This is a genomic window from Bradyrhizobium sp. 134, from assembly GCF_023074155.1.
GTDB lineage: Bacteria > Pseudomonadota > Alphaproteobacteria > Rhizobiales > Xanthobacteraceae > Bradyrhizobium.
In genome coordinates this window covers 803614-817003 of the sequence record NZ_JADPKX010000074.1, presented here as the reverse complement: position 1 = coordinate 817003, position 13390 = coordinate 803614, and the positions used below count along the sequence as shown (strand labels likewise).

General features: G+C 63.9%; 15 protein-coding genes and 1 pseudogene. 10 read left to right on the top strand and 6 right to left on the bottom strand.

Annotated features, from left to right (window positions below):
* Nucleotides 1-37: 37 nt before the first annotated feature.
* The 4 genes from IVA75_RS34080 to IVA75_RS34065 all read left to right on the top strand — a co-directional run bounded on the left by IVA75_RS34080 (nt 38) and on the right by IVA75_RS34065 (nt 2802).
* Nucleotides 38-406, top strand: a complete 369-nt coding sequence (locus tag IVA75_RS34080; protein WP_027570323.1) for a YciI family protein — start codon at nt 38-40, stop codon at nt 404-406.
* Nucleotides 403-1719, top strand: a complete 1317-nt coding sequence (locus tag IVA75_RS34075) for an RNA polymerase sigma factor (RefSeq protein WP_027570324.1) — start codon at nt 403-405, stop codon at nt 1717-1719. Before IVA75_RS34080 ends, IVA75_RS34075 begins: the two co-directional genes overlap by 4 nt.
* Before the next feature lie 94 nt (nt 1720-1813).
* Nucleotides 1814-2350, top strand: coding sequence for an SRPBCC family protein (locus tag IVA75_RS34070; protein WP_247287575.1), 537 nt, complete (start codon nt 1814-1816; stop codon nt 2348-2350).
* Nucleotides 2351-2388: 38 nt separating this feature from the next.
* Nucleotides 2389-2802, top strand: coding sequence for a VOC family protein (locus IVA75_RS34065; RefSeq protein ID WP_247287576.1), 414 nt, complete (start codon nt 2389-2391; stop codon nt 2800-2802).
* Nucleotides 2803-2910: 108 nt separating this feature from the next.
* On the opposite strand, the pseudogene IVA75_RS34060 reads toward IVA75_RS34065, so the two are convergent.
* The 4 genes and pseudogenes from IVA75_RS34060 to IVA75_RS34045 all read right to left on the bottom strand — a co-directional run bounded on the left by IVA75_RS34060 (nt 2911) and on the right by IVA75_RS34045 (nt 6792).
* Nucleotides 2911-3264: pseudogene (locus IVA75_RS34060) on the bottom strand (hypothetical protein).
* A 434-nt stretch (nt 3265-3698) separates the two neighbouring features.
* Nucleotides 3699-4136 carry a hypothetical protein gene (locus IVA75_RS34055; RefSeq protein WP_027570328.1) on the bottom strand — a complete coding sequence of 146 codons (438 nt, stop codon included), beginning with the start codon at nt 4134-4136 and terminating at the stop codon, nt 3699-3701.
* An 82-nt stretch (nt 4137-4218) separates the two neighbouring features.
* The gene (locus tag IVA75_RS34050; RefSeq protein ID WP_247287577.1) at nt 4219-5007 is read right to left on the bottom strand and encodes an SDR family oxidoreductase; all 789 of its coding nucleotides are present in this window, start codon (nt 5005-5007) and stop codon (nt 4219-4221) included.
* Nucleotides 5008-5127: 120 nt separating this feature from the next.
* Nucleotides 5128-6792, bottom strand: a complete 1665-nt coding sequence (locus IVA75_RS34045) for a PAS domain-containing methyl-accepting chemotaxis protein (RefSeq protein WP_247287578.1) — start codon at nt 6790-6792, stop codon at nt 5128-5130.
* A 320-nt stretch (nt 6793-7112) separates the two neighbouring features.
* Between IVA75_RS34045 and IVA75_RS34040 the strand changes: the two genes are divergently transcribed.
* From IVA75_RS34040 to IVA75_RS34020, 5 genes are all read left to right on the top strand, one after another.
* The gene (locus IVA75_RS34040) at nt 7113-7475 is read left to right on the top strand and encodes a nuclear transport factor 2 family protein (RefSeq protein ID WP_247287579.1); all 363 of its coding nucleotides are present in this window, start codon (nt 7113-7115) and stop codon (nt 7473-7475) included.
* Between the two features lie 159 nt (nt 7476-7634).
* On the top strand, nt 7635-8039 hold the full coding sequence (locus IVA75_RS34035; RefSeq protein WP_027570332.1) for a YciI family protein: 405 nt from the start codon (nt 7635-7637) through the stop codon (nt 8037-8039).
* A 38-nt stretch (nt 8040-8077) separates the two neighbouring features.
* A complete protein-coding gene (locus tag IVA75_RS34030; protein ID WP_247287580.1) occupies nt 8078-8440 on the top strand; it encodes a hypothetical protein in 363 nt (120 codons plus the stop codon).
* Nucleotides 8441-8536: 96 nt separating this feature from the next.
* Nucleotides 8537-9277 carry a TetR/AcrR family transcriptional regulator gene (locus IVA75_RS34025; protein ID WP_027570334.1) on the top strand — a complete coding sequence of 247 codons (741 nt, stop codon included), beginning with the start codon at nt 8537-8539 and terminating at the stop codon, nt 9275-9277.
* 120 nt (nt 9278-9397) lie between these two features.
* Nucleotides 9398-9883, top strand: a complete 486-nt coding sequence (locus IVA75_RS34020) for a DUF2852 domain-containing protein (RefSeq protein ID WP_027570335.1) — start codon at nt 9398-9400, stop codon at nt 9881-9883.
* 204 nt (nt 9884-10087) lie between these two features.
* Here the strand turns inward: IVA75_RS34020 and IVA75_RS34015 are convergent, their stop codons facing one another.
* Nucleotides 10088-11251: an acyl-CoA desaturase gene (locus IVA75_RS34015; RefSeq protein WP_247287581.1), complete on the bottom strand. Its 1164-nt coding sequence runs from the start codon at nt 11249-11251 to the stop codon at nt 10088-10090.
* A gap of 314 nt (nt 11252-11565) precedes the next feature.
* Between IVA75_RS34015 and IVA75_RS34010 the strand changes: the two genes are divergently transcribed.
* Complete coding sequence (locus tag IVA75_RS34010) at nt 11566-12333, top strand: serine acetyltransferase (protein WP_247287582.1); 768 nt, start codon at nt 11566-11568, stop codon at nt 12331-12333.
* Between the two features lie 35 nt (nt 12334-12368).
* On the opposite strand, the gene IVA75_RS34005 is transcribed toward IVA75_RS34010, so the two are convergent.
* Complete coding sequence (locus tag IVA75_RS34005) at nt 12369-12887, bottom strand: DUF2231 domain-containing protein (protein WP_027570338.1); 519 nt, start codon at nt 12885-12887, stop codon at nt 12369-12371.
* Nucleotides 12888-13390 lie beyond the last annotated feature (503 nt).

The window sequence follows — 13390 nt, the reverse complement described above, 5'->3', positions numbered from 1 at the left end:
TCGTCTTCAAAACAAGCGCTCAGAGAAGGTACTGCCCATGCTTTATGCGATCCTTTGCTATCACGACGAGGACTTCGTCGGCTCCTGGAGCAAGGACCAGGACGAGGCCGTGATGAAGAAGCTCGCCGTGGTGCAGGAAGGTCTCGCGAAGCAGGGCAGGCTCGGCCCCGTGGCGCGGCTGCTGCCGACCACTGCGGCAGCGACGCTGCGCAAGGAGGACCCGCCGCTGGTGCTCGACGGCCCCTATGCGGAGACCAAGGAGCAGTTGCTCGGCTTCTATATCGTTGATTGCAAGAACCTCGACGAGGCGCTCGACGTTGCGCGCGACCTCGGATCGGCCAATCCCGGCGGCGCCTATGAAGTGCGCCCGGTGGGCGTGTTCAGGCCCGGAGGGAATCTGACGTGAGCGAGGCCGATACCGCCTGGATCGAGACCGCGCTGACCTCGGCGCGCCCCCAGGCGGTCGGCGCGCTGCTGCGCTATTTCCGCGATCTCGACACCGCCGAGGAGGCCTTCCAGAACGCCTGCCTGCGCGCGCTGAAGACCTGGCCGCAGAACGGACCGCCGCGCGATCCCGCGGCCTGGCTGATCATGGTCGGTCGCAACGTTGCCATCGACGAGGTGCGCCGCACCCGCAAGCAGCAGCCGCTGCCCGAGGACGACCAGGCGATCTCCGATCTCGACGACGCCGAGGGCGCGCTTGCCGAGCGGCTCGACGGCTCGCACTACCGCGACGACATTTTGCGGCTGATGTTCATCTGCTGCCATCCAGGCCTGCCGGCGACGCAGCAGATCGCGCTGGCGCTCCGCATCGTCTGCGGCCTGACGGTGAAGCAGATCGCGCGCGCTTTCCTGGTGTCGGATGCTGCGATGGAGCAGCGCATCACGCGCGCCAAAGCCAAGGTCGCCGAGGCCGGGACACCGTTCGAAACGCCGGGCGCGGTCGAGCGCTCAGAGCGGCTCGCCGTTGTCGCGGCGATGATCTATTTGATCTTCAACGAGGGCTATTCGGCGAGCGGCGACACCGCCGCAATCAGAAAGCCGCTGTGCGAGGAAGCAATCCGGCTGGCGCGGCTGCTTTTGCGGCTGTTCCAGAGCGAGCCAGAGATCATGGGGCTCACGGCGCTCATCTTGTTGCAGCATGCGCGCAGTGCCTCGCGCTTTGCCGCGGATGGCTCGCTGATCCTGCTGGACGACCAGGATCGTTCGCTGTGGAACGGCACCATGATCGCGGAAGGTCTCGCGCTGATCGACAAGGCGATACGCCATCGCCGCAGCGGGCCCTACCAGATCCAGGCCGCGATCGCCGCGCTGCATGCCCGCGCGGCGACGCCCGAGGAGACCGACTGGGCGCAGATCGACCTGCTCTATGGTGCGCTGGAGGTGGTGCAGCCCTCGCCAGTGGTGACGCTCAACCGCGCGGTCGCGGTGTCCAAGGTGCGCGGACCGCAAGCCGCGCTCGACCTGATCGAGCCGCTGGCGCCAAAGCTTGCCAATTACTTCCATTTCTACGGCGTGCGCGGCGCTTTCCTGATGCAGCTCGGCCGCAACGACGAAGCCCGCGTCGCCTTCGACCGCGCCATCGCTCTCGCCAACACGTCCGCAGAAGCCGCTCACATCCGCATGCATCTCGATCGCCTGATCCGGGACAGCCAGCCCAAGGGCGCCCATGGCGGCGCCAGGCAAGACGCCAAGGTCAAAGACGCCAAGGTGAAGTAGGGAGCGCCTGCTTCGGGCGTTGCAAAATTTTCGCTTCGCCTTGTCGGACCCGGCCCTCTCCCTTCGTCCTAGGACCGTATCGAGGGAGCCATTCATGCTGAAAGCCGTTGCCATCATCGCCGTCGTGCTCGCTGTCGGAATCGTGGGCGTGCTCGGCTTCGCCCTGACGAAGCCCGACACATTCCGGGTCGAACGCAGCCTCGCCGTCAAAGCGCCGGCCAATGCGGTCTATCCCTTGGTCGCCGATTTCCATCGCTGGACGGCCTGGTCACCCTACGAGAACCGCGATCCCGCCATGAAGCGCAGCTTCGGCGGAACTACGGAAGGAAGGGGCGCGACCTATGCCTGGGACGGCAACAACAATGTGGGCGCCGGCCATATGGAGATCCTCGAGGCGAGTGCGCCGTCAAAACTCCGCATCAAGCTCGACTTCGAGCGGCCTTTCGAAGGCCACAACACCGCCGAGTTCACCTTTGTGCCGCAAGGCGATGCCACACTGGTCACGTGGGCGATGTCCGGTCCGGCCCCGTTCCTGTCCAAGGTCATGCAGGTGTTCATCAACATGGACAACATGATCGGCAAGGATTTCGAGGCGGGCTTGGCCAGCCTGAAGAAGCTCACCGAGAAGTAGCGCCGTCACCCCGAACGAAAGCAAAACGGAGAGAAACGATGCTCAATCCTTATCTATTCTATCAGGACACCTGCGAAGCGGCATTCAATTATTACGCCAAGGCGCTCGGCGGCAAGATCGACGCTATGATGCGTTCGTCGGACGCGCCGCCGGACATGGCGGCCGCGCCCGGCCGCGAGAAGACGATCATGCATGCGCGGATGTCGCTGCCCGACGGCAGCGTGCTGATGGCCTCCGACGCACCCAGCGAGCATTTTCACAAGCCGCAGGGCTTTTCGATCTCGCTCACGGTCGCGGACCCCGCGGAGGGCGAGCGCAAGTTCAACGCGCTCGCCGACGGCGGCAGCGTTACCATGCCCTTCAGCAAGACGTTCTGGGCCAAGGGTTTTGGCATGTGCGTTGACAAGTTCGGCATTCCCTGGATGGTGAACTGCCCGGCCGAGGGAATGTGACAGGCGCGATCGTTTGACGCGCCAAGCGGCGATCCCCTCTCCCCGACGATGCGGAGAGGGGGCGCGCATGAGACGTTGCGTCATGTGCCGATCGACCGCGTGCCGCTCTCAGCGGATCGATCCGGTCACGTCATTGCTCGGTGGTTGGGAGGTGGGAACGCAGCGCGGACAGATCACGAGCTTGGTCCCGAGCTGCCTGTCATTCTCCGCTTCGATTTCGTCATGGATTGCCCACCACGCAGCGGAGTACGGGTGCAAGGTGCCGAGGACTCTCTCCCGCTCCTGATTCGGATCACTCGCCGCAGGAGTTTGGGTCGCCGCACGACGCTTCATGACGGAGGGACGGTTCGGATCCTGACCGAGGCCGTCCTATGCGATCGGACGGCGTTCCTGCGCAGGCGCGACCACGCATCCCATGAGCGTTGCGCAAAAAGTGAGCAAGACAAAGCCGTGTCGCATCATGCCGGACACCTTGGGTGTTGTAGCGACGCGCCAAGTTCGCTTGCCGAAGCTTGCGTCGCACCGCTCAAATGGAACCTAAGGGAAACGCCTGGCCGACACGGCCGAATATGGATGTTGCTGTCGCATCACATTGCGAGAGCAGTGAGGCCGCTTCGTGAAATGATGCGGACCGCATCGCACAACAACTGGCGCAATATTAGGCTGTGAACTCCGGGACAGAATCGTTATTTATTTCGTCATAAAACTCTAAAAACTGGGGCGGGCGTACTTGGAAGGGGAGCGACCGATGGCGGCGGCGCTGCAGATCAACTTTGCACTTTGGGGTATGCTCATCTGCGCGAGCATGGAATTGACCGAGCTGATCCAGAGTTTCTATTAGACCTCAGGAAGCGTGTGACGGGCGGAATTGGCGGGCGCCTGCGTCCGCCTGATCATCACCGGCAGCGTGGATAGATCGCGGCGAGGTCGCGTCCCTTCAGCAGAAGCAACCGCGACGAGAGGCCGCCGCGGCGGCTGATCCAGTCGCGCACCGGGCCGGGATAGGCCGCAAGCACCGCATCGGATGCTTCCGGCTCGGCGTAGAAGCGTCCGCGCCGATCGACCGATCGCGCCGCATGGAAGCCGAGTACGGCACGCTTCGTCACACAAATCCGCTCGCCCGGCACGATGCTCAGCACCAGCGTGCAGGCGGACAGGCAGGGACCGTCGATCACCACGCGCTCGCCGCTCTCGCGCACCTTCTCGAACAAATCGAGGAACGGCCCGACCTGTCCACCGGGCGACTGGATGATGCGGATTTCGGCCGAGGCAGGTGTGGCGGCGAGCAGCGCGGATGCGAACATCATGGCCTTGAGGAAGGTGACGCGCCGCATGATGCCTCCGCGAATTCGAGTCCGTAGGATAGGCCAATGAGAAGAGCTGGGTGGCGCTTCGCTAGGCCAACCTACGCCGTGTCTATCCGTTCCGCCGTTCGCCGCGCAGCGTCGGCAGGCCGATGCCCGCCGCATCGAAGCCGCCATCGACGGCCAAAATTTGGCCGGTGATGTAGCTCGATCGTTCCGAGCACAGGAAGTAGATGGCTTCGGCGAGTTCCTCTTCCAGGCCGTAGCGGTTGAGCGGGATGGCGTCGTGATAGTCGGCGCGGATCTCCCTGGTGTGCACCTGCTTCGCCATCGCGGTGTCAACCGGTCCCGGCGCGACCGCGTTGACGCGGATGTTGAGGGACGCGAGCTCGACCGCGAGCTGCTTGGTAAGGTGCGCGAGGCCCGCCTTGCTGGTGCCGTAGGCCGAGCGCAGCGTCGAGGCGCGCACCGCCGAGATCGAGGTGATGTTGACGATGGCGCCGCCATTGCCGTCGCGCATCAGCGGCACCGCCGCCTTGGTGCAGAGGAACGGGCCGGTGAGGTTGACTTCGAGCACGCGCCGCCAATCAGTCTCCGACGTCTCCATCAGCGGCGCGAACACGGCAATGCCGGCATTGTTGACGAGCGCGTCGAGCCGGCCAAACCGCTGTTCGACCGTCGTCATCGCGGCGGCAACCGCGGCTGCGTCCGAGACGTCGCAGGTCAACGCCAGGGTGGCCTCGTCCCGGCCGATCTCGGCGACCGCGCGGCCGAGCAGCTCGCCCTCGATGTCGAGCAATGCCACCCGCCAGCCTTCGGTCAAAAACTTCTTCGCGGTCGCAAGCCCGATGCCGCGCGCGGCTCCGGTGACGAGGGCGATTTTCTGCGGGGAGGCGGTCATAGCTTATCCGTGGTTCGGGAATTGAGGCGGTCTCCCTACCACGAAAGCCACGAGCAGAGGCGACAAACTATCGCGCCTTTAGCTCTTCGAGGCTCTCCTTTTGCAGCCGCGCAAAGCGGCCTAAGCCAGCTCCGCCGTGGCGCGCTGCATGTTGGCCGACATGTCGGCCGTCACGATGCTCTGTTCCTCGACCGCGGCGGCGGTGGAGGCGATGAACTCGTTGACGCCGGCGATCGCGACCTTGATTGCGGTCAGCGAGCTTGCAACGTCGCCGGAGATGGTGTTCAGCGCGTCGATTTCGGACGTGATGGTGTCGGTCGCCTGCTTGGCCTGGTTGGCGAGGCTCTTCACCTCGGAGGCGACCACCGCGAAGCCGCGGCCGGCTTCGCCCGCGCGCGCCGATTCGATCGTGGCGTTGAGCGCGAGCAGGTTGATCTGGCCGGTGATGCCCGAGATCATCTCGACGATGCCGCTCATCGCCTGCGCCGCCGCGTTCAACCGCTGCGCCTGGCCGTCGGCGGCCTCGACGCGGGTGGTCGCGACCTTCGAATTCTCGCGCGACTTCGCCATGGTGGCGGAGATCTCGCGGATCGATGCACTCATCTGTTCGCTACCGGCCGCGACCGCCTCGATCAGACCGCGCGCGTTGTCGGCTTTCTTGCGGCCGATCGCCTGCGCGGTGATGTCGGTGGCATATTTCACCACCTTGTAGGGCTTGCCGTTGAGGTCGAGGATCGGATTGTAGGACGCCTGGATCCAGATTTCGCGGCCGCCCTTGGCGATCCGCTTGTATTCGGCGGCCTGGTATTCACCGCGGTTGAGCGTCTCCCAGAACTGGCGGTAGGCAGCCGTATTCTTCTCGTTCGGCTCGACGAACATGGAGTGGTGCTGTCCCTTGATCTCCGCCAACGAATACCCCATCGCCTTCAAGAAGTTCTCGTTGGCGGTGCGGATGGTGCCGTCCATGTTGAACTCGATCACCGCCTGCGATTTCTGGATGGCGGCGAGCTGTCCGTCATTGTCGGCAGCCTTCATCTTCTGCGCGGTGACGTCGGTCGCGAATTTCACCACCTTGAACGGCCTGCCCATCTCGTCGAGGATCGGGTTGTAGGTTGCGAGAATCCAGATTTCGCGTCCGCCCTTGCCGATCCGCTTGTATTCGGCGGCTTCGAACTGGCCGCGGTTCAGCCGCGCCCAGAAGTCCGCATAGGCCGAGCTCGCGCGATCCTCCGGCGTCACGAACATGCTGTGGTGCTTGCCCTGGATCTCGTCGAGCGAGTAGCCCACCGCGCCGAGGAAATTCTCGTTGGCGGTGACGATGGTGCCGTCCATGTTGAATTCGATCACAGCTTGGGCACGGCCGATCGCGGCGATCTTGCCCGCGTCCTCCATGGTCCTCATCTTGTAAGCCGTGATGTCGGTTGCGAACTTGATGAAGCTCACCACCTTGCCGTTCTCGTCGCGCAGCGGCGCGTACGACGCATGGACCCAGACTTCCTTGCCGTTCTTGCCGAAGCGCCTGTATTGCGTGGTCTGGAACTCGCCGCGGTTCAGGCTGGCCCAGAAGTCGCGATAACGGGCGCTTTCGCGTTCAGTCGCGCTGACGAAGATGCTGTGATGCTTGCCCTTGATCTCCGAGAGCGTATAGCCGCTCATCTTGAGGAGATTTTCGTTGGCATCGAGAATGGTGCCGTCGAGGCCGAATTCGATCACGGCCTGGGACCGGTCGAGCGCCTCGACCTCCGCGACCGCGTGCCTGACTTTCTTGCTTTGGAAATTGAACACGTAAGCTCCGCCTAATCCTGAGGGGCGAATCAGCCGGATCGTCATACCGTTTCGCTCAAGCTAAAAAGTTGCATGGGCTTCTTTAGCAACTGTAAACTCCTGCACGAGGCGGCGCCCGTTCTGTCTTTCGCACGCCTCGGCCATGTTGCTCAGGTTGCAAGTATTCTCGACTCATATGCACGGCGGAGTTCATAGAACGCGCCGTATTTGTACGGGCCACCACCGCGTGCATTATTTTTCGCGTGGTTGCCGCCGGACGTGATGTCGGCGCGGGTGCGCCTCAATCGTCTTCAAGACGATGCTGATCACGGAACCGTTCGATGACCGACGCCGAGCACCTGATTCGAGACCTCTTCGCCGTCTATCTCGGCAACGACCGGCAACGGGTCGCCGACGCGTTCGCCGACGATTTCCGCTTCACCAGCCCGTTCGACGACGACCTCGACAAAGCCACCTATTTCGAGCGTTGCTGGAGGGACACCGGCTGGATTGCGCGGCACGACATCGAGCGGATTTTCATCCAAGGCGACGAGGCCTTCGTCACCTATCTCTGCCTGGCGACAGATGGCAGGAGCTTTCGCAACACCGAGTTCTTCACCTTCGCCGGCGGCAAGGTCCGCCGCATCGAGGTCTATTTCGGCGCTGCCCGGCAGGACGGGCGTTTCCTGCCGCAGGCGCGCTAGCGCCAGCCAATAACCTCCAGAATAATTTTCGTCACCTGTCGGTTTCGTCAAGGTTCCTTCGTCTTGGAGGTGGTGGCGGGCGGCCCGGGCTGTCGCTCCCGTCCATCCGGAGTGGCGCCGCCGCGCAACCCGAACGACAAAAGCACGCAAGGAATGCTCATGCGATTCATGATGCTGATGATCCCGCTCGGCTACGAGACCGCGGCGCCCGACGTTCAACTCGATCCCGAGCGGGTCGCTGCGATGATGCGCTACAACGAGGCACTGAAGGACGCCGGTGTGCTGATCACGCTCGACGGCCTGCACCCGCCCTCGATGGGCGCGCGCGTCTCGTTTGCGGCCGGCAAGCCCATCGTGACCGATGGTCCGTTCGCCGAGGCCAAGGAGGTCCTGGGCGGCTACTGGATGATCGAGGTTGCCTCGCGTGCCGAGGCGATCGCCTGGGCCAAGCGCTGTCCGGCCGCACCGAACGAAATCATCGAGATCCGTCAGGTGCAGGAGATGAGCGACTTTCCGCCTGACGTGCAGGAGGCCGCCGCCGGTTTCGGCGACCTCAAGAAATAGCCGCAGCTTCGGCTATCCATCACCAAGGGAGAGAACCAATGAGCACCGACACCTATCTCGCCGTTTTCCTCGGCAGCAAGACCAGCTCCAAATGGGCCGCATGGGATGCGATGCCCGAGGCCGAGCGCAAGGCGAAGGAGCAGGAGGGCATGGCGGCCTGGAAGGGCTGGGTCGAAAAGCACCAGGGCGCGATCGAGGTCATGGGCGGCCCGCTCGGCAAGACCAAGAAGGTCGACGGCAAGGGCCTCGCCGACATCGCCAACGAGATGGGCGCCTTCACCGTCGTGCGCGCGGCGTCCCATGAAGTCGCGGCGAAGATGTTCGAGAACCACCCGCACTTCACGATCTTCCCCGGCGAACGCGTCGAGATCATGCCGGTGCTGCCGATCCCCGGCGGCTAGGGCTTCGGCCCGCGGCGTCGGACCGGGAAGAATACGGTCGATCAACCCCGTCGCCGCTAGTGACCTTCCTGCCCAGCTCATGTAAAGGTCGTTCACATGAGCTGGCGCAAGGAGACGCGCCGCGCCGAGCGCGGCTATCACCACGGCAATCTGAAGGAAGCCCTGTTGCAGGCCGCCCTCGGGCTGATCGCCGAGAAGGGCGCGGCCGGCTTCACCTTTGCCGATGCCGCGCGCATGGCTGGCGTCAGTGCCGCGGCACCGTACCGGCATTTTCGCGACCGTGAAGAACTGCTGTCCTCGATCGCGCAGCGCGGCTTCGAGCAGTTCGAAGCGCGCTTGACCGCGGCTTGGGACGACGGACGGCCCGACACCGTCACGGCTTTCGAGCGAGTCGGCAGGGCCTATCTCGCCTTCGCGCGCGAGGAGCCCGCGTTCTACAATGCGATGTTCGAATCGGGCGTGCCGGTGGATTCCAATCCAGCGCTCCAGGCCGCCAGCGAGCGTGCTTTCAACATCATTCGTGCCGCGGCGGAGCGGCTTGCCGCGCTGGCACCGCCGGGCACCCCGCGGCCGCCGGCGATGATGATGGCGCTGCACATCTGGTCGATGGCGCATGGCGTGGCCTCGCTGTTCTCCCGCGGCGATGCTGCGCGTCGAAAGCTGCCCATGTCCCCGGACGAGCTGCTCGAAGCCGAGGTGCTGATCTATCTGCGCGGTCTCGGCTTCCCGACCGATCGCCGTCCCCCGGCGAAAAGCGCCGAGCCGCCGCCGGTACCACCGGAGGCATCCTCCGGTTCGGGCGTGCCGCCCGGTGGTCCTTGGGGCAAGCCGAAATAAAGTTACCCAAATAATTCCCCCGCCCTGTCAGGCGGTCGGCTTGACAAAATCGCGGGATGATCTACGTATGTAAATGTTATTTACATTCACAACGGCGCTGATGCCGTCATGGAGAGGGAAATGGCCTACACCGCTGATGTCAATCGATGGCGCGGCCCTTCGGACCAACACTACGAGCGCCCCCACATGCTCAACACGCCCTGGCATCCCGGCTGGATCGCCGTGACCATCCTCGGTTTCATCATGTGGTGGCCGATCGGACTTGCCCTTCTCTTTTTCACACTCGGGAGCAGAAGAATGTCGTGCTGGAGCAACCAGGATCGCTGGCAGAACAAGATGGAGCGGATGCAGTACAAGATGGACCGTATGCGCGGCCGCATGGAGCGCCACGGTTTCGGCTTTGGCTTCGGCCCGCCCTCGAGCGGCAACCGCGCCTTTGACGAGTACCGCACCGAGACACTGCAGCGGCTCGAGGAGGAGCAGGTCGAGTTCAAGAACTTCCTCGACCGTCTGCGTCACGCCAAGGACAAGGAAGAGTTCGACCAGTTCATGGCGCAACACAAGACACGCCCGACCCCGCCGCCGACCGACCAGCAGCAAGGTTGATCTCAAGCTTGATCTCGGGACTGACGCCTCTCAAAGCCGTCAGGCGCATGCCCCCAAAGTCCTGATGACCTCGAGCCGCCCGCCTGCGCAACCCGCAGGCGGGCGGTTTCGTTTTGGGAATGCGCGTGAGGCTGCCGCGACCGTCCGGATTTGCCTTGGTTTGGAAAAGTCTTGGTCTGGAAAGTCTGGTCCGGAGAGACTTGATCAGCGCGCCGTGGCGAGCTGCGCGCGAACCGACTCCAGGAAATGTTCGTAGGCGTAGTCCACGATCTCGTTGAGTGATCGCGTTCGCGCGAACATCGCCTTGGCCTCGGCGAGAAACTCCTCGCGGGTCGGAATCTTCGGCAAATGCAGATGCGTCAGTGCATCGACGCCTTCGTGCGCGCGACCGAGGATGTCATGCAGCGTCGGCAGCTGCAGCTGGGCCAAATCGGCTCGACGGAGCGCCGACGAGATCGCATGCGCCAGTGTCTGCGCATCGAACCGTCCGGCAAGCTCACGGGCTGCCCGGTTGATGACGCGCGCGCCAAGCGGCTGCTCGTTGCGCAGCACCTGCTCGGGCGGCGACTTCATGTTCCAGACGATGCCGAACCAGGACAGCACCTTCAGGATGTAATAGGTGATGTCGATTTCCCACCAGCGAAAACCTTGCCGCACGCTGCTCTGGTAGGCGTGGTGATTGTTGTGCCAGCCCTCACCGAGGGTGAACAAGGCCAGCAGCCAATTGTTGCGGGAATCATCGCCGGTCACGTACCGCTTGCGTCCATGCACATGGGCGAGGGAGTTGATGCAGAAGGTCGCGTGATAGACCAGCACGGTGCTCCACAGGAAGCCGACGACGAGACCGGACCACCCGCCAACCAGGAAGCAGAGCGCAGCCAGCGTAACGGCCGGCAGCAGTTCCAGGCGATGCAGCCACATCAACTCCGGATAGGCAGCGAAATCGCCGACCTTCACGAGATCGGTGCCATCGTGCTCCCGGTAAAAAATCCAGCCGAGATGGCTATAGAGGAAGCCTCGATGACGCGGTGAATGCACGTCGTCTTCGGTATCGGAATGCAGATGATGATGTCGATGCTTGGCCGCCCACCACAAAACGCTTTTCTGCGCGGTGCTCTGCGCAAGCCAGGCCAGGATGAACTGAAAGACCCGGCCGGTCGCAAAAGCCCGATGGGAGAAATAGCGGTGGTAGCCCGCTCCAATTGCAAACATGCGGACGACATACAGCGAGGCGCAGATCGCGATGGCCTGCCAGGTCACGCCGGTCCAGATGGCTGCAACGCAGCCGAGATGCACCAGCAGGAACGGCAGTGCGGAGGGATACATGATGTCGTCGTGTTGGTCGTCGGCGGAGGCATTGGGCGACATGGATTGGCGTGACCTTGGATGATGGAGATCCGGAGTCGCTTCGGCAGCACTGAGGGCCGCTGTGTACGACAAACCCGGGGGTGGCGGACCGCTGCGGGGCTTCGAACGAGATACTTTGCCTGAACAACCCGGGCCAGCGCGGCAGTACGATCCTGAGACCATAGCTTCGGCCGGGAACTCGACTTCCTCCATATATATGATCCCGGCCGCCTGGCATGCAAGCTCGTAGCCTCACGGGGAGCGTGGCGCGCGCGCTGCCGACGCTCTATATCTGACGGTGAAAAGGAAGCGTCAAAACATCGCAGGCGGCAACGATGATGGAAGCTGCGATCACGCCGAGCGAGGCCCTCTGGCAGAACATCCGAGACGAGGCGCAGCGCGCAGCGGCAGCCGACCCCATATTCGGCCGGACTCTTGGCGGCCTCATCTTCGCCCATGACGATTTTACCGGCGCATTGTCCGACCTGATCGGACGGCGGCTTGGCGACAGCGCGGCCGAACGCGCGCGCTTCACGACATTTTCCCGCGACGCCTTCAATGGCCAGCCGAATCTGATCGAGGCCGCCGGACGCGACTTGCAGGCCATCGTGCTCCGCGATCCCGCCATCACCGGACTGTTGGCGCCGCTGCTGCATTTCAAGGGCTACGTCGCCTTACAGGCCTGGCGCGTCTCGAACTGGCTCTGGCATCACGACCAGCGCGACGCGGCGCTGCTGTTTCAGAACGAGGCGTCGAACGTCCTGCAGGTCAGCATTCATCCGGCGGCGAGCTTGGGATCGTCGGTGTATCTCGACCACGCCACCGGCATCGTGATCGGTGCCGATGTGGCGATCGGCGACGAGGCCACCATCCTTCAGAACGTCAGCATCGGTCGCGGCACGGAACTGCCGGCGCGCTCGCCTCGCATTGGTCGCGGCGTGTTCATCGGCTCCGGCGCGGCGATTCTCGGCAACGTCAGCATCGGCGATTTTGCAAAGATCGGCGCCGACACCGTCGTGACGAGCGACGTGCCCCGGGGTTGCACCGCAGTAGGCAATCCGGCGCGGCTGACGAATTGCCCCGAACCGGCCTCGACGGCCTGACTCGCCCTCAAGTCATCAGGCGACGTGCTCCTCGTTCAGGCGGCGCGGCGGTGGCGCTCGCCGCCATGATGCGGCGTGACCGGCTCCGAACTGGTCTGGCCCGGTGCGTCCAGCACCGCGACATGATGCCGGTAGACCATTTCCCAGCCCTTCCATCCCGTGAACAGGAGGATGCCGACCACGATCAGCGAGAGCGCCACGCCCCACGGCTTGACCGCAGCCTCCGCGCCTTGCGCGTAGCGGAGGTAGAAATTGATCAGGGCCAGCACGACCGCCGCCAGATTGCCGACCATGTGATACCAGGCATCGTTGAGGCTGCGGATACGGGCGTCGCTGAAGAAGTCGGTGAAGCCGGCCACGGCGGCAACGAGCGCCATGACGATGCCGGCGCCGATCAGCCAGATGGCGGCTCTGGCCCAGAAGCCGTCGCCGGTTCCGATGAAGGCGAGATCGGCGATGGGCGCGCCGACCAGGAAGGCGACGGGGAACGGGATGATCATGGGGTGGAGCGGATGATCGCCGATGGCGGCGGTCGATTTGGGGTTGATGCTCATGGCAAAACCTCGCGAGGAGTGATTTTCTGGACAATTTTTCGGGTGAGGGCTGGTTCCTCCGCCGGATATTGGGCTCCGCTCCTGATGCGCACAGGGAAGCGGAACGCTGGTGTTCCGGGCGCCAGCGCAACGTCCCGTCGAGGACGTGACGCAGAGCCGAGGCCCTGCGCAGGCGTTGCGGCGCGTGGGGGAACGCGGACCCGCGCGCCGCGCCTCCCATCCCCCTGCGGGACCTCGCTTTCCCGCAGCCAAATTCGCCTGCGGTAACTCAGCATTAACCATCGCCGGGCTCTGGTAATTGCGGACAATCGCGCCCAGAGCCCGAAGTCTGAGCCTTGGGGTCGGGCCCATAGTTTTGACATCTTGGCAGGGAATGCAGGCGGCTGGCTTTGGACGAGCCCTGCACCCCAGAAAGACAAGGCTTTGAGCGGGCTTGCCGGCCGCGCCGGTTCTAGCGCGGCTATTGGGGAACCGGCGGCCATTTGCTGGCCGGGACATTAGGT